Annotated in this window: 16 protein-coding genes and 1 pseudogene; 9 read left to right on the top strand and 8 right to left on the bottom strand. The window is 52.8% G+C overall.

Annotated features, from left to right (window positions below):
* The first annotated feature begins 15 nt into the window (after positions 1–15).
* From kaiC to ACP5OT_RS11805, 4 genes are all read left to right on the top strand, one after another.
* On the top strand, positions 16–1713 hold the full coding sequence (gene kaiC / locus ACP5OT_RS11820) for a circadian clock protein KaiC (RefSeq protein ID WP_424676966.1): 1698 nt from the start codon (positions 16–18) through the stop codon (positions 1711–1713).
* Positions 1706–2008, top strand: coding sequence for a circadian clock KaiB family protein (locus tag ACP5OT_RS11815; RefSeq protein ID WP_424676965.1), 303 nt, complete (start codon positions 1706–1708; stop codon positions 2006–2008). Before kaiC ends, ACP5OT_RS11815 begins: the two co-directional genes overlap by 8 nt.
* A 4-nt stretch (positions 2009–2012) precedes the next feature.
* A complete protein-coding gene (locus ACP5OT_RS11810; RefSeq protein WP_424676964.1) occupies positions 2013–2318 on the top strand; it encodes a circadian clock KaiB family protein in 306 nt (101 codons plus the stop codon).
* 76 nt (positions 2319–2394) lie between these two features.
* The gene (locus tag ACP5OT_RS11805) at positions 2395–3543 is read left to right on the top strand and encodes a histidine kinase dimerization/phosphoacceptor domain -containing protein (protein ID WP_424676963.1); all 1149 of its coding nucleotides are present in this window, start codon (positions 2395–2397) and stop codon (positions 3541–3543) included.
* 22 nt (positions 3544–3565) lie between these two features.
* On the opposite strand, the gene ACP5OT_RS11800 is transcribed toward ACP5OT_RS11805, so the two are convergent.
* The 8 genes from ACP5OT_RS11800 to ACP5OT_RS11765 form a co-directional block, all read right to left on the bottom strand.
* Positions 3566–4210 carry a haloacid dehalogenase gene (locus tag ACP5OT_RS11800; protein ID WP_424676962.1) on the bottom strand — a complete coding sequence of 215 codons (645 nt, stop codon included), beginning with the start codon at positions 4208–4210 and terminating at the stop codon, positions 3566–3568.
* Between the two features lie 74 nt (positions 4211–4284).
* Positions 4285–5394, bottom strand: coding sequence for a GGDEF domain-containing protein (locus tag ACP5OT_RS11795; RefSeq protein ID WP_424676961.1), 1110 nt, complete (start codon positions 5392–5394; stop codon positions 4285–4287).
* A gap of 248 nt (positions 5395–5642) precedes the next feature.
* Positions 5643–6272: a cyclase family protein gene (locus tag ACP5OT_RS11790; RefSeq protein WP_424676960.1), complete on the bottom strand. Its 630-nt coding sequence runs from the start codon at positions 6270–6272 to the stop codon at positions 5643–5645.
* An 8-nt stretch (positions 6273–6280) separates the two neighbouring features.
* Positions 6281–7438 (bottom strand): ABC transporter ATP-binding protein, encoded by a 1158-nt coding sequence (locus ACP5OT_RS11785; RefSeq protein WP_424676959.1) that lies wholly within the window; start codon positions 7436–7438, stop codon positions 6281–6283.
* Positions 7416–8120: a molybdate ABC transporter permease subunit gene (gene modB / locus ACP5OT_RS11780; protein ID WP_428112014.1), complete on the bottom strand. Its 705-nt coding sequence runs from the start codon at positions 8118–8120 to the stop codon at positions 7416–7418. Before modB ends, ACP5OT_RS11785 begins: the two co-directional genes overlap by 23 nt.
* A 6-nt stretch (positions 8121–8126) precedes the next feature.
* Positions 8127–8924: a molybdate ABC transporter substrate-binding protein gene (modA, locus tag ACP5OT_RS11775; RefSeq protein WP_428112017.1), complete on the bottom strand. Its 798-nt coding sequence runs from the start codon at positions 8922–8924 to the stop codon at positions 8127–8129.
* Positions 8921–9475, bottom strand: a complete 555-nt coding sequence (locus tag ACP5OT_RS11770) for a PadR family transcriptional regulator (protein WP_424676956.1) — start codon at positions 9473–9475, stop codon at positions 8921–8923. Before ACP5OT_RS11770 ends, modA begins: the two co-directional genes overlap by 4 nt.
* A 291-nt stretch (positions 9476–9766) precedes the next feature.
* Complete coding sequence (locus ACP5OT_RS11765) at positions 9767–11800, bottom strand: S9 family peptidase (RefSeq protein WP_424676955.1); 2034 nt, start codon at positions 11798–11800, stop codon at positions 9767–9769.
* 227 nt (positions 11801–12027) lie between these two features.
* Between ACP5OT_RS11765 and ACP5OT_RS11760 the strand changes: the two genes are divergently transcribed.
* The 5 genes and pseudogenes from ACP5OT_RS11760 (at position 12028) to ACP5OT_RS11740 (ending at position 16332) form a co-directional block, all read left to right on the top strand.
* On the top strand, positions 12028–12756 hold the full coding sequence (locus ACP5OT_RS11760) for a helix-turn-helix transcriptional regulator (RefSeq protein ID WP_428132228.1): 729 nt from the start codon (positions 12028–12030) through the stop codon (positions 12754–12756).
* Between the two features lie 501 nt (positions 12757–13257).
* Positions 13258–13910 (top strand): annotated as a pseudogene (locus tag ACP5OT_RS11755) (restriction endonuclease).
* A gap of 2 nt (positions 13911–13912) precedes the next feature.
* Positions 13913–14455 carry a hypothetical protein gene (locus ACP5OT_RS11750; protein ID WP_428132226.1) on the top strand — a complete coding sequence of 181 codons (543 nt, stop codon included), beginning with the start codon at positions 13913–13915 and terminating at the stop codon, positions 14453–14455.
* Positions 14434–15312 carry a hypothetical protein gene (locus ACP5OT_RS11745; RefSeq protein WP_424677375.1) on the top strand — a complete coding sequence of 293 codons (879 nt, stop codon included), beginning with the start codon at positions 14434–14436 and terminating at the stop codon, positions 15310–15312. The genes ACP5OT_RS11750 and ACP5OT_RS11745 overlap by 22 nt, the downstream gene beginning before the upstream one ends.
* Positions 15313–15351: 39 nt before the next feature.
* Positions 15352–16332, top strand: coding sequence for an IS5 family transposase (locus tag ACP5OT_RS11740; protein ID WP_424677376.1), 981 nt, complete (start codon positions 15352–15354; stop codon positions 16330–16332).
* Positions 16333–16394: the final 62 nt, after the last annotated feature.

Genomic DNA, 16394 nt, shown 5'->3' with positions numbered 1-16394 from the left:
CTGGTGGAACTGCTTATGACCGTAGCACATGTACTCAAAGCGCCAACCGGAATTCGTGGTTTCGATGAGATCACCGACGGGGGGTTACCCCGTGGTCGACCAACCCTGATTTGTGGAGGTCCCGGCTGTGGCAAAACCCTCTTTGCATTTGAGACGCTCGTCCACGGTGCAGCTCAGTACAACGAACCCGGCTTGTTTATTTCGTTTGAAGAAAGCCCGAACGATCTCCGCACCAATTTTGCCAGTTTCGGCTTCAATGTCACCGATTTAGAACAACGCGGTACACTCCTGATCGAGCAAATTCCGCTCGACCAGAGTGAATGGGCTGAAGTCGGTGAATATGATCTCGAGGGGTTATTTATTCGGCTTGGACTGTTGATCGACCGCATTGGCGCAAAGCGTATCGCCCTCGATACGATCGAAGCTCTATTTAGCGCCTTCAGAAATGAATCATTGCTACGGAGTGAATTGCAACGTCTGTTTCGTTGGTTACGTCAACGTGGTTTAACTGCGCTGATTACTGCCGAACGCACCGATACCAACCCGAGTCGATACGGCATTGAGGAGTTTGTCGCCGATTGTGTCATTCTTCTCGATTACCGCATCACCGAACACATACTTACCCGCTACGCACGTATCGTGAAGTATCGCGGTTCAGCGCACGGCGTGAATGAATACCCTTTCACGATTGGGCCGCATGGCATCACCATGCTGCCGATCACCTCATGCACCCTCGATTATCCTGCGTCGACCGAGTACATTTCGAGCGGCTTTCCCGATCTCGACCGTCTGTTGGAGGGTGGTGGCTATTATCGTGGATCAACGATTTTGATCAGTGGTCCGACCGGTTCGGGAAAAACCAGTCTTGGCGCCCTGTTTCTCAACGCTGCCTGTGCTCGAGGTGAGCCGGCCATCCTCTTTGGGTTTGAAGAATCGGCCGAGCAGATTATGCGGAACATGCGCTCCATCGGCGTTGATCTGCAACAATGGTATGAACGAGGTTTGCTTCAGATCGTGAGTAGTCGCCCGACCCTGACCGGTATTGAAACGCACTTGATCACAATCCTTTCCACCGTCGAGCAATCTGGTGCTCGTGTGGTTGTCATCGACCCGATCACGGGCTTTCACACGATTAGCCGGCCGGTCGACATTACCGCGATGCTTCTCCGCCTGTTCGACGGGCTAAAATCGCTGGGAGTTACGACACTTGCCACAAGCCTTACTACCACTGGAGCCGATCCTACCCAAAGCGAAGTCAATATCTCGTCAATCGTTGATACGTGGATCGTTTTACGCCATCACGAAGCTAACGGCGAACGTAATTGCAGTCTGCTCGTGCTCAAATCGCGCGGCATGCGCCATTCCAATCAGATACGTGAGTTGGTGATGGATCGGCAGGGGCTCAAACTCGTTGAGATTCTTACCTCTGGAGATACTGTACTGGTCGGCGCCGCACGCATCGCCGAACAAGCGCGTCTCCGCTATGAACAAGAACTCTACCACCATGAAGCACTGCGGCGTCAACAACGGTACGAGCAGCAACGCCGCCTCCTTGCCCTCCAGATCGAAGCACTACACATCGAACTTGCAGCCCTCGATGAGGAAATGAAGAGCGATACGGCTATCGCGACTGCTCGTATGCAAGCCCAAGAACAGAGCCAATTAGCGACTACTCGATACCGCAACGCGCGCAACGAGAGCAGCAATGAATGAGGAATTACCGGAGTACGACCTCTGGCTATATATTGCCGGACAAACGCCAAAAAGTTTGCTTGCCATCGCCAATTTACGGCGCATCTGCGATCAGTATCTGGCGGGTCGCTACCGTATGCACATCATCGATCTCCATCACGAACCCGAACGGGCAATCGGTGATAATATTCTCGCGATCCCTACGTTAGTCCGCAAATTGCCACCGCCGATGCGCAAAATTATCGGCGATCTGTCGAATACTGAACGGGTGCTGGTTGGTCTCGATCTGACGCCCTGGCAACATATAGGGAGTTGAGCCGATGGACATCACCAATCAGCCGGTTGTACCACTCTTACGTCTGTACGTTGCGGGTGCGACGAGCCGTTCCACGCGCGCAATCGCAACCGTGCGGCGGTTGTGCGAACGATACTTGCCCGGTCGTTATCGGCTGGAAGTAATTGATGTCTATCAACAACCAGACCGGGCACGCGACGATCATATCATTGCGACACCAACTCTCCTGATTGTTGAACCCGGCCCACCAACTGCGTTTATCGGTGAATTACGTTCGTCAGATTGGCCACGGGTGGCAGCAGCACTGAATATTCTGACCGATGAAGATTAATGATGTGCCGGCTCGCACCGAGACCACGATGGTTACCGATTGGTGATAATAACACTGTGCAGATAGGGAAGTCAGTATGGGAGACGAGGCAACGTTGAGCCCAGCCGAAATAGCGCGCATGCAGGCACGTTTGGCCGAGCTTGAAGAATTGGTACGCGCCTTGCAGACGGGAGCAGCCGACGCAATTGTCATCGATGGGCCGCGTGGCCCTCTCATCTACACCCTCCGCGGGGCTGAACATCCCTACCGGGTCTTGGTCGAAACGATGAACGAAGGCGCATTGACGCTGCTCGCCGATGGTGCCATTCTCTACTGTAACAGTAAATTTGCCGAAATGGTCGGTCTACCCCAAGATCAACTGACCGGCCGCTCACTGCTCGACCTTGTCGCCCCGTCCGACCAATTGCTCTGCGCTGAATTATTGTCGGCGGGGGCTGCCGGTTCGAGTAAAGGGCCGATTACCCTCCAAGCTGTTGATGGTTCACAACGACCGGCCCAGATTTCGTTGCGTGCCCTCAAAGATGAGACAGAAGCGCATATGTGTGCCGTAGTGACCGATCTCTCCGGCCCGCAAGCAGTCGCAGCCCAACTGCGCGCTGCGTTAGCCGAAAAAGAACTGCTGCTGCGCGAAGTCCATCATCGGGTCAAAAACAATTTACAGATCGTTTCGAGCCTCTTGCGGTTGCAAGCCGAAAATATTAGCGATGAACGGGTAAGCGCCGCAGTTCACGATAGTCAAAATCGTATCCGTGCACTAGCGCTCGTCCACGAACAGTTGTATCGCTCCGAAAGCCTGGCACACATCGATATCGGCGAATATTTGCAAAATATTGCCACCAGTGTTTGGCGCTCGCTTAGTATGCGCGGTAGCCCGATCCGGTTGGTCAGCGAGGTGATTAACGGGATTAGTATCAATATCGATCAGGCAATCGCGCTTGGGTTGATCGTAACTGAACTAGTCTCAAATAGTGTCAAACACGCCTTCCCAACCGGCACTGCCCAAGGGACGATCAGCCTCCGTGTGCGCCAAGAAAATGCCGTCTTACATGTGGAAGTCGCCGATAACGGCATTGGGATGCCGCCACAGATCAATGCCGGTGGTGGAAGCCTCGGTATGCAGTTGGTTCATGGACTCTGCCGCCAAATCGGAGCAACGCTGAGTTTTGGCGAAGGACCGGGGACAACCGTCGTGATCAAGGTACCGATGAGCAAACCGGAAGCGTAGGGGCGACGGCAATGCACCGACCCTACGCTGCACCGAGCTTATCGTTCAATCGCGCTTCCAATGCCCTCATAGCAGCAGTTAACTGTTCTTGCCGAATCGCCGCCGTGACATCACCACGTGTTCGTTCGAGCACAGTTCGTAGTGCATCGGTTGAACGACGGAGACCACCGGTAATCGCTTCAGGGTAATCCACCGTTAGGAGTGAACTATACACATCGTCCATAATGGTGAGCAAGCCTTCGCTGCGCTCGATCTCGCCATGACGCAGCCCATCGAGAATCGCCCGACGAAGCTCACTTGCTGCTTCAGCCAAACCGTTGAGATAGGCCGCCGGTTCTACGCCGATCATCTCACCGGTTGGTGGCTCTTCGCCGGCCAAGAAGGCGATTACCAAATGCGCTTCGGCATACTCCTTCAGCGCATCTTGCGTATAACCGGCGTAGCGTACCTCAGGAGCACCGGCCGTGGCGTCGTTGATTTCCGCTACTACTTCGGCCGCCAATGCCAATAGATGACGTGCCGTCACAAAATCCCCACGGTGGGCGGCACGAATACTATTGGCACTCTGTCGAACTAAGACACGCGTCGCGGCAATTGTACGTTCACGTGCCGTGTGGATACTCTCGATTTGTACGACACAGCCGGCAACAATCTGCTCAATACTCATACACAACCTCGTGCGTGGTTTGGACAGTGCGTATTATAACGGTTTTTTATTACCAAGGAGCGTAACTGTGCATCCTACACCATCACAACAACCCGATCCCGCCCGGCTGCCTTAGCTGCATACAATGCTTCGTCAGCCCGTCTTATCAAGCTAGTGAGATTATCGGTTGTATCGTATTCGACGAGACCAAAACTAGCCGTTACCGGTTGTTCCCCAATGCACACCTGCGTCTTGATCAGATGACGTAAGCGATCAACCAATACTTCGGCTTCAGATAGACGTGTATTTGGCAAGATTAAACAAAACTCTTCGCCCCCCCAACGCCCAACCAGATCGGTCGAGCGAATAGACGATTGAGCAAGACAGGCAATTTGGCGCAAAACCTGATCACCTACCCCGTGACCGTATGTATCGTTGACCTGTTTGAAATGGTCAATATCCCACAAACAGATCGTCAAAGGTTGGTGATAACGCCGGCTATGCTCAATGTTGGACTGTAACAGTTGTTCACAGTGACGGCGATTAAACAGCCCGGTGAGCATATCGACAAAGGCCCATTCCTGCATCAGTTGATACTCGATCTGCAAGCGCTGCGAGATTGATCGGTAGCGACTGACAATGTAGATGAAACACAAGAAGATGCCACCCATGCCGTACACTTGTAGTGCGTGCAACCCCATCGTCACGTCGCTCCCTTGCAGGACGGCAACGAGTATTTGCCCGCCAACGATGGCAAGTGCAAGGCCGTACAAACTACTGACAAGAATGACACTGGTACGATGTTGGAAAAAGTGAAACCCAAGTGTGCAGATCATTAAGAGAAACCAAATATCATCATTCACCGTCTGCTCCCAAAGCAGTGGCAACGTTTGACCGAGGAGCGGCGGTATAATTCCGTTAAAGAGCAGTGCTTCGGCGGCGAAAACGATAAACATGAAACGCTCGATGGCGGCTAGCGATCCTTGTCGTGTGATCACCATCCAACACACACTTAGCGAAATAATAATCAGCAAAACATCATTTGTCACATAGATGATGGTTTCTGCCAACGGTAGGACGGGATCGTTGATCAGCTTGACAATATCGATTGCGACCATCAAACTACCGAGCAGCCCGGCAATCAGATAGGTGTGGCGACGTTGGCGGTCAAAACGTTGGCGTTCTTCTTCAATCACCGTTTGCATATATCGCGCAAAGAATGTGTTGGGCGTAGCAGAATGCTAGCGCTAGCCCAATTACAGGGTCATCATAACATAGTGAACAGTCAATCGGCAGGTGGATTGTGGTTGGAAAACTCGTCTGGAGGATAACCTGAGGGTGAGAAACCTGTTGAGATAGTCGGTTGAGAAGAACGCGCCGTAAACAAGTTTTTAAGTATTCAATCAGCCGTGGCTTTCACCCGCGTATCATACATACGCATCAAACAGATTATTTAAGATGGATCAATATCGTTAGCGCGCCAGGCTAGCACCCGAGCTGGCGCACCATCACCACCGACGATCAAGAGGGGAAAGCACGCAACTGTATATACAACTCCGCGTTCCAGGTTGGCGAGATGACAAAGATTTTCAACGATCAGAATATTGTTGCCCAACAACACCGTATGGGCCGCGTCACCGCCGGCAATCGTTGAATCGACGCTGAACGCATCAATCCCGACAAGCCGTACCCCCTGTTGGGCCAGCGCTTCGGCAAGTGCAGCACCAATATAGGGGTGATGGGCATAATCGTCACTCCCCCAATACACCTCCCAGCCGGTACGAAAAAGCACTGCCATGCCAGGTCGTAGCTCATACCCCGCCAGCACTGATAGCCCTAGCTCAGCATAAGCTGGATACCCACGGGCATCGATCACGATCCCCGGGCCGATCAACCGATCCGGTGTGATGTCATCGATCCCCACACCGGTGGCAAACCGATGACGTGGCGCATCAAGGTGGGTTCCACTATGACTCCCCATGTGCAACTCACTGATCTGCCATGGTGGGAACGACAGGTGCTTTACCTGCACCGGCGGATCACCTGGATAAACCGGCATACCGGAGCGAATTGGACGACTCAAATCGTAAATCATAACCGGTGAGCAACAGTCGCCGATCCGACCGTCTCAGACGCGGATGGCTGAACCGCACGACGCTCTGGAATGATGACAACACTTTCGGGACGAAAACTAATCTGTACTTCACTCCCGACATTCGCATCAAGACCGGCATATGCCGTGTATGGATGAGCCACCTCAAGCGTAGATGACCCGACCGCAACGATCAGGTTATGCAAATACTGATCGGCACGCTGGCCGACAATGCGCGCCGGCAACAGATTGCAACCGGTAAAGCGATGTAACGGTCGATCAGGATAAACCAACCGTATCTCGACAGGATTGATAAAGGCGTACACCATCTGATCGACTGCGACCCGTTGTGCCGGACCACTTGCTTCGACGCGCCATCCCTGCCAATCGAGCCAGACCCGATCCAACTCTTTCCCAATCACCTGTGCATGAATCAGGTTCCTGATGCCTAGAATCCGTGCCACCTGTACACTTGCCGGATAGCGATACACCTCTGTCAATGGCCCCACCTGCTCGACATGCCCCTCGGTGACAATCGCCACACGATGACCGACAGCAAAGGCATCGTTGAGATTATGGGTAACGTAGATCACGATCAAACCACGTTCGGCTTGCAAGGCGCGCAAATCGGCGTGTAACCGATCACGCACCGGCTGGTCGAGCGCCGAAAACGACTCATCGAACAGGATCACCGGTGAGTTGGTCGCCAATGCGCGGGCAATTGCCACCCGCTGTTGTTGCCCCCCCGACAGTTCGTGCGGCTTACGATGAGCGACATGCGCCAAATGCATCTTTTCAAGCAGCGCGCGTGCATGCTGACGGGCAGAGGAGCTACGACCAAGCGGAAATGCCACATTTTCCAATGCCGTCATATGGGGGAAGAGAGCGTACTGCTGAAAGACATAACCAATCCGTCGGTGACGTGGTGGGATGTTAATCATCCGCTCACCGGGCCGACGACGAAACAGGATTGTCTCGTTGAGTTTGATCAACCCTTCATCGGGTGTTATCAGGCCAGCAATCGCCTGGAGTGTCTGTGTCTTACCGGCCCCGGAAGGCCCAAACAACACCAAAATCTCAGCCCCAACCTGCAATTGCATATCCAGGTTCAGATGTTCTAGTTGACGCCGGATGTCAACGTGCAATTGCGGTTGCATCCATCTCCTCCTGTACTGTAGCAACACCGGTCGCCGGTCGTGCCGAGTTGTCTTCCAACCAACGCACCAACCACAAACCGAGAAATGCAATGACCGTCATGACCAACACCATCAGATGCGCATCTTGATAGCGCTGGGCCTGCACGGCATCGTAGATCGCTATCGGTAATGTCTGAGTTCGACCGGGAATATTCCCCGTCACCATGAGGGTTGCCCCAAATTCACCTAAAGCCCGCGCTCCACCTAACACAACACCGGCTACAATCCCACGCCGGGCCAATGGCAAGGTAATGCGCCACAGAATACGCCACTCACTCGCGCCCAAGGTTCGTGCCGCCTGTTCGAGGCGTGGATCGATATTTGCCAGCGCTGCTCGACTACTCTGGATCATCAGCGGTAAGCCGACGACGACCGACGCAATAACGGCTGCCGGCCATGTAAAAAGAAGTCGGATCTGAAACCATTCTACAATTGGGCTACCCCTACCTAACACGAGTAACAAATAATAGCCAACCACACTTGGCGGTAGAACCAACGGTAGTAACAACAACGTCTCCAAAATCGTTTGCCCCACAAATTTGGTACGTGCCAAGAGCAGTGCAATCGGCAAGCCGATCAACCAGATAAAGAAGGTTGCAATTGCCGTAACTTGCAACGACAACCAAAAGGCCGGCCAGTTCATGGTCTCTCACTTCGTAAGTTCCACGATCTCACCGGGCAAAACAAACCCGTACTTTTTCATAATCTCGTGTCCGTCTGAACTATTTACAAACTCCATAAATTGGCGGGCTACATCTACGTGTTTCGTGCCCTTTACCACCGCTGCCATCTGGATCAACGGATTATCAGGGTGTAGTTCAGCCGGAATCAGCACCCACCTCCCAGAACTCTGTACACTTAGCGAAAGGGCAACAATCGCTACCTCAACATTACCGGTATCAGCAATGGTCAAGGTTTGCGCAATATTTTCACCGAATACCAGCCGATCCTTCAGTTGATCCCATACACCGACTCGCTCCAGTGCCTCACGTGCCGCTTGACCATACGGCGCATGTTCAGGATTGGCAATCGCAATTCGTTTATACGCCGGGTCAAGCAAATCGCTAAGCTGCTGTGGCCGCAACGGTTGATCGGCGCGCGTCCAAATAGTGATCCGCCCTTGCGCATACACGGTTGTTGTATCAGGCTCGATAGCTCCTTTCGCTGCCAGGTCTTCGATAAACGATTTATTCGCTGCGAAAAAGACATCGAACGGCGCTCCACGTTCAATTTGCTGCGCCAACTGTCCGGTTGAGCCAAAGTTAAAGATAACTTTTATGCCGGTGCGCTCGGTAAACAACGGACCGATCTCTTTGAAAGCCGGGGTAAGATCGGCGGCAGCAGCCACCGTTAGCTCCACCGCTTCGGTGGGAGTAGATCCGGTCGCTTGCGATGTGCTACAAGCCGTTAACGCCAATAGCACGATGAGCAGCATTCGTCGAATCATCGATCACCTCCAACTACGGCAAGTGTCTCACGACATTCCTCTAACCATACAAGCGTCGCTCGGATTTGACCGATACGATACTCCTGCACCAGTCGTTCAAATGATTGCTCAGGTAGGGCTTCTAATCGGTGAGTATGATCATTAAGCCAACGCCGACAACACACGATTTGCCGTTCGAGTAATTGATCGGCCACAGCCAAACCCTCACGGCGCGCGAAATAGAGTTTGGTCAGAAACTCCAGCCGAATGTCACGCCCGTGTGACACCGGCGTCACTACCCATTCAGCAAACGCTGCTTCACCGGCAGGAGTTAGCGAGAGGACTTTTCGCGGCGGGCGATGACCCTGGAGTTCGAGACGATGGGTAAGATACCCCCTCGCTTCGAGCCGGTCGAGCAGAGCGTAAAGGTGACTCTGCTTCAGGCGCCAAACACTCCCAAGGCTGTCAGGCTGCTGCAACTGCTGAAAAAGTTCGTAGGGGTGTAATGACCCTTGACGAAACAGACCCAAGAGTGCCAAGTCAATGGTAAACGTTGGTTTTGAAGCAGACATAAGGTAACGAATGGACTTACCGAGACACACAACGGCTCAAGCACAAAGCATACTATGTGAATATTCACGATGTGAGTATACTAACACAATAACGATACCCTGTCAATTCAATAAAAGCCACCTCAAACGCTTATCGGGCGACTCGGTTGACGCATTGCAAGCAACCTGTGTGGAAGGGTCTTGCCACACCCCCTACCGGCACACCGGCGCGGATCAGGCTACTGAGGAGACGGGGGCACCGACACAAAGCACGTCGCTGTCCCTTTGCGCATCTCACATCGTTCAGGGTAACTACACCTGACAATACCGATCAAACCACTCAAGCGTCCGTCGCATATGATCGGCACGGTGACGTGGTTCACCGCTGCGCGTCAGCTCATGACCTTCGCGCGGATACCGTACCAACTCCACGACCTTCTTTTGGCGACGGAGGATGGCAAAGAGCTGCTCCGCTTCACTAATCGGCACCCGGTAATCAAGCTCACTATGCAAGAGCAGCAACGGCGTTTTAATCTTGTGCGCGTGTGCTAATGGTGAATGATCCCACAACTCCTCGTACAACTCCCATGGATAACCACCAAACTCGATTTCGATCAACTCGTGAGCGTCACTCGTACTCTGTAACGTCAGCAGATTATATACGCCACGAGCAGCAACAGCGCAGACAAACCGGTCATCGTGCCCGATGAGCCATGCAGTCATATAACCACCATACGAACCGCCGGTAACGGCAATTCGGTTGGGATCGATATACCCTCGTGCCACCAGCGCATCGATTCCGGCCAGAATATCGGGCGCATCCGCTTCGCCCCAATTACGCCGAATCGCATCGCGCCACAGCTCGCCATATCCCTCACTACCGCGCGGATTACAGAAGAAGACCACATATCCACGCGCCGCTGCAACTTGCCACTCGTGCCACATCGAGCGAAAACCCGGCCCCCACATCACGTGCGGCCCACCATGGATGTACACCGCAAGCGGGTAACGCTGCATCGGATCGAAATCCGGTGGATGCAGCGTCCATCCCTGTACCTCACTGCCATCAGGGGCAAGATACGTCATTTCTTCAATCGGTACAATAATCCGTTGCTGAAGCAACCGATCATTGATCGCCGTCAATCGCCGCTCGTTTCCATCAGCGCTACGGAAAAAGAGATCACACGGATTATCAGCACTCCCGGCAATAAAGACGATACTCCCATCACGCCCTACATCAAACTCACTGACCAACCGCGCCCCACCGACCAGCGTCAGTCCATTACGATAGGTCGGTGTTCCTGGGAGACCAATCTGATAGACGTGAGCATCGCCGCGCCATCCGGCACTAAACAGAATCCCTTGCCCATCGGGTTGCCAGCGGAATAGCTCAACGTTCAGATCGGTATGGGCCGTAAGATCGTGCGGTTCACCGCCTTCCGCCGGAATGATCGCGACCCGCCGACCTTCACCAAGCAATCGCTCTTCATTGAGGCGTAAGAACGCAATCTGGCTCCCATCAGGAGAAGGCTGCGGATCAAAGTACGAGAAGCCCGGACTCGTCAATGCATGGGGCAATCCATCAAGCGGAATACGCACAACATCGTAATATGCGAACAGCGAATCGGCTTCAGGATCGCGCGTCGCCGTACTAAGGAGTGCTTCACCGTTGGGAAGCCAAACCGGTGTACTGTAGTGAATCTCACCCGAAGTGAGCCGGCGAGGTGTGGCGGTGCGATCTTCATCACCTACCTCTACAACATACACCTGCCGCCACCGATCATCGAAATAGCTGGTCCCACTCCGATACGGCAATCTTGTCACCACCCGCGGATCAATCCGAAGCTCCTCATCGTGCTGACGTTGCTCACGAGCACGACGGGCTTCCCACGCATCCGCCGGCGGTGACGGCATCTCACCGGCATCCTCACGAGCCTGTTCTTCAACACTCACCGGTGATAAAAACGCAATCCACCGACCATCAGGACTCCACGCCGGATCGCTCGCACCGTTAGGCATTGCCGTTAATTGCCGCGCCTCACCACCATCAACCGGGATCAGATAGATTTGGCCGTGTTCATCGTCGCGATGTGACACAAACGCCAACCACTTCCCATCTGGGCTCCAGCGCGGCTGGCGATCATGTTTTCCCCGTGTAAACCGTCGCAGTGGCTTACCATCTGTTGGTACCAACACAATTTGCCGCCGATACCCATTGTTGACCCGATCAACCGTTACCCACACAACTGCTACTGTCTGGCTATCGGGGCTAAGACGCGGATCTTCCAGCCAGCCCAGCTCATAGAGATCATCAATCGTAAAGTGACTAGGGGTTTGATTCGTCATGAGTGATCCTGCAATTGTGAAACTGGTGTTAGTGCATTGCTATTGTAACACACATCTTGCCCTTCGTCACTTGATATTTTTGCTAGAAAGCGTCGCATGATTGCAGCATAAACTTTGACATTATAGCGCCTCACAATTATAATTCCAAAATAGCAAGAGTGATTAAAGAGGTTTTCATACTTTATCTGTTATCATATCGCCTTACTGATACGAAAGGATTGTCTCCAGTGAGCACGTCTAATGAAAAATTGCCGCTCTCGGTGCTCCTCTTCCACGCTGCCATGCAGCGGCGCATGTCATTGGCCGATTTCGCGGCAGTCCTCGGTTTGAGCGTCGCAACCCTGCGTTCGTATCTTTTTGAAGCAGGATCACGTTCCCGGATGCGTAGCAAGACGGTTGAGCAAATGGCAGAAATATTGAACATACCGGCTAACGAGGTACGTGAACGGGCCGAACTCATCCCTTACGACGATCAACTGTTTAGTGAATGGTTGAAAGCACACATGCAAGGGCGTTTTACCCGCGCCAGCCTTTGTACCGCTACCAAAATCAGTGATAGCGCGATGAAAAATTACCTCAACGGCCAAACGACGCCCGACCCCGATAACGCCATCCGCTTGGCCGAGGTGCTTGACGCCGATTCGCTGACGGTTGCCCGCCTGATCATCGCCTCCGAACTGCGCCGGCGCGGTGTCGAATTGCCAAGTGCGCCACGTCATGAACGTACGGTGCCGGTTGAACCAATGCCGGAGCCAAAACCGGAACCTGCTTCTACGCCGACTGCGACCACCGTTGATGGTGCAACGCCCACTCCCAAGAGCGATACCGTCATCGATGAGGCTACCATCAACGCCTATAACGAACAGCGTTTGCTCAACCTGTGGCGGCGCCTCCACCCCCAAGGTCGTCGCGCAACCCTGACCTACATCGCTTCCCTGTTGGCCGAAGGGATGTAATGTTACGTTGAACCCGGATGCATAACTTCATTGTTTGGAGTAAAACAGAGTAGAACGGAGTGCTATATTGTGACCTTCAGAAAACCCTCGTCGGATGGATAACGAAGGCTAAAAACATCCGAGTCAAGGAGAAAGCACTGTTAGATACCAACAGTGCTACAGCACCGGCTATATGACAATAGCCCTCGTAGTCGCATCCATATTCAAATGTGAATGTTGTGACGGGTTTACCAAACACACTTGCCCTAGCTGTGGCGGCGCAGGCGAATCAGAAGATTACCGGTAAAACGCACGTTCTTCTGGTTCGCCTCAATCCGTTCTTTGGAGCTGATAGAATTCTCTTCAGTCGCCTGCGGCGCAAGCGTGATTTGTCTCCTTACTTGATCACCAGGGAACCGGCTAACATCCGCTCTTGCCGATCGTTTCATCGGCTCGCTTTGCTCGCCTTGGTCGCAGCGGCTAGACTCGAGACCGTTTGTCGGTACATCGTAAGGCTAAGCAATGAAACAAAAGTTGACACTGGAACTGCTGAAGACAGAAGCACACACATTCGCCGAAATCGAGTCAGGGCATCGAGAGCTGGCCTTGTACGGCGTTACTGATGGGAAAGCAGTTGGGACGTACTTCGAGCACAAGTTCAGGTCTTACCTTCGCGAAAAGTACGACTTTGAGGAAGGAAGTTCTGCAAGTGGGATAGACTTTCCTGAGCTTGAAGTTGACGTGAAGGTAACAAGTATAAGGCAACCGCAATCATCGTGTCCTTTCAAATCTGCTCGACAGAAAATCTATGGGCTGGGCTATTCTCTGCTCGTGTTTGTATCCGAGAAGACAGATGACCCACAAACATCTACGGGAATTTGAACGTTTTGCACACAATTTTTGTCAGTAAAGAGCGGACAGCAGACTTTCAAACTACCACGGGGCTCCGTCGAATACTTGAAAATGAGGGAAACAAGGATGACATTATGGCTTTCATTGAAGAGCGCAGACTTCCAGTAGATGAGATTGAGGCATCGGCGTTAGCCGACGAGATCCTCGCCAATCCCCCTGAGGTCGGCTATCTTACCATCTCGAATGCCCTGCAATGGAGACTTCAATACAGTCGAGTAATTGAGAAGGCCGGTTCGGTTGTAGAACTTGAAAGACTGAGATAGCGATGCGCGATCAAAAACAACGCAAAGCCGAATTTGGGGATTTTCAAACGCCCCTCAGCTTAGCCAGGGAGGTATGTTCCCTCATTGCTCGGACTGGTTTTCGTCCAGCTTCGATTCTCGAACCGACATGTGGGACGGGTTCGTTTCGCAAAGCATCTTTAGAAACATTCCCAGACGTATCGCGTGTTCTTGGCTTTGAGATCAATCCGAAATACGTGTTGCAAGCGCAGTATGCTGTCGCATGCGCATTTCCTCATGCGTCTATTGAAGTTCATCAGTCTGATTTCTTTCTCACGAGTTGGTCTGAGATTGTTGAAGCGTTACCTGAGCCCATTTTTGTTATAGGCAATCCACACTGGGTGACGAATGCAGCGTTGAGCACTTGGGGCAGTAACAATCTTCCGCAGAAAGCAACCCTTGACAATCTCCCTGGTATTGATGCGCTCACCGGCAAGAGTAATTTCGACATTTCGGAATGGATGCTTAGAAAGAATGGCTTAATGGTAAGAATGGCTTACTTGCAATGCTTTGTAAAACGACAGTAGCACGTAAAGTTCTCTTGTACGCTTGGCAAAACGGGCTGCGGATCGAGTCGGCATCACTTTATACCCTAGACGCGCAGGAATACTTTAGAGCTTCGGTTGACGCTTACCTTCTGTTCATTCGAAGCAATCCGACCGGCAAGAGCAAAGAATGCCAAGTTTTTGGTTCTCTTCATGCACAACAACCCCATAGCGTATTCGGTTTGCAGGATGGAATGCTTGTAGCTGATGTCAAATCATACCTGAAACGGGAAGACCTCACAGGGACAGGCTTTCGGGGCTGGCAGTCAGGAATAAAGCATGATTGCAGCAAAGTCTTTGAGCTGTGCATTGAGCGTGGGAATCTTGTTAATGGCCTAGGAGAATTCGTTGAGATTGAACCTGAAGTGCTCTTTCCTCTGTTAAAAAGTTCTGATCTCGCAGCGCATAGGAAGCCGCATCGGTGGATGCTTGTTCCTCAACGGGCAATGAGTGACGATCCGAGTCGTCTTAGGTTGGAAGCTCCCAAGGCATGGAATTACCTTACTGCCCATGCACATTTTTTGGACAAACGAAAGAGTTCAATATACAGGAACTGTCCGCGCTTCTCAGTCTCTGGAGTTGGACCATATTCATTTGCTCCTTGGAAGATTGCTATTTCGGGTTTATACAAGAAACTCGAGTTTGTTCAAGTTCCACCTTTTCTGGGAAGCCCGGTGGTTCTCGACGACACATGTTATTTTTTCCCATGTCAGTCTGAAGAAGAATGCAACCTATTGTACGAATTGGTTACATCCGAACCGGCCAGAGAGTTCTGGTCTGCATTCATTTTCTGGGATGCAAAGCGGCCAATTACGGCACAACTTGGCTTTGGTGCATGAAAGGTTGACAAAGGGAGCGTGACCGTGTAACTTTGGTTTATGACAAAACAAAAGCACACACGCTCACGCTCAAAGCTATTATACCGTGTCAAGAACTGGTCTGAATACGATCAAGCGCTGGTTCAGCGCGGTTCGCTTACCATCTGGCTGTCGGATGAGGTCAGCGAGAAATGGCGCTATACAGGCGAACAGCAGCGCGGCGCCCAATTTGAGGACAGCGACTGGGCCATCACCATAATGTGGACCCTGAAGAAACTCTTTCATGTGCCCAACCGCGCCACGGCAGGGTTTGTGCGTGCGATATTTGGGTTGATGGGGGTGGACTTGCCTGTCCCCGACCACACCACCCTGTCGCGGCGGGGCAAGGGATGGAACGTGAGATTGCCGAAAAAGGTCAGCGGGCATCTTGATATCGTCATCGACAGCACCGGGCTGAAAGTGTATGGCGAAGGGGCTTGGAAGGTCAGAATACACGGCAAGACAAAGCGGCGTACCTGGCGCAAACTCCATCTGGGGATAGACCCGCAGAGCGGCGAGTTTGAAGCCGTTCTCTTGACCGAAAACAATGTTCATGACGCGGAGGCGATCGAACCCTTGCTGGGCCAGATGGAGCAGCCGATTGACCGCCTGGCGGGCGATGGCAGTTATGACCGGCGCAACGTCTATGATTGCCTGCGCCAACATTCCCCACAGGCGAAGCCGCTCATCCCGTCGCGCACGGATGCGCACATCTGGGAACATGGCAACTGCCATGCGCCGCCCCATCCCCGTGACGAGAACCTGCGCGCCATTCGCAAGATGGGACGAAGAGCCTGGCAAGAAACGTCTGGTTCCCATCAACGCTCACTCGCTGAGACGGCAGCCTGTCGTTATAAGCCCATCGTTGGCGAGCGCCTCTCTGCGCGCCTGCTGGCTATCCAGCAGACCGAGGCCCTGGTTTGTTGCGCCGCGCTCAATCGGATGACCCATTTGGGCATGCCCGAAAGTTACAAGGTTATTCTCCCAGGAGCAACTGCCTGAACCTGACGTTTTCTACCCTGCAATCTCATCTCAATGCGAGTTACAAGGTTATTCTCCCAGGA

Origin of the sequence: Chloroflexus sp. (assembly GCF_049970315.1) — a bacterium.
In the GTDB taxonomy this organism is placed as follows: Bacteria; Chloroflexota; Chloroflexia; order Chloroflexales; family Chloroflexaceae; genus Chloroflexus.
The sequence above is the reverse complement of the archived record's forward strand: the minus strand, read 5'-3'. Positions and strand labels throughout refer to the sequence as shown.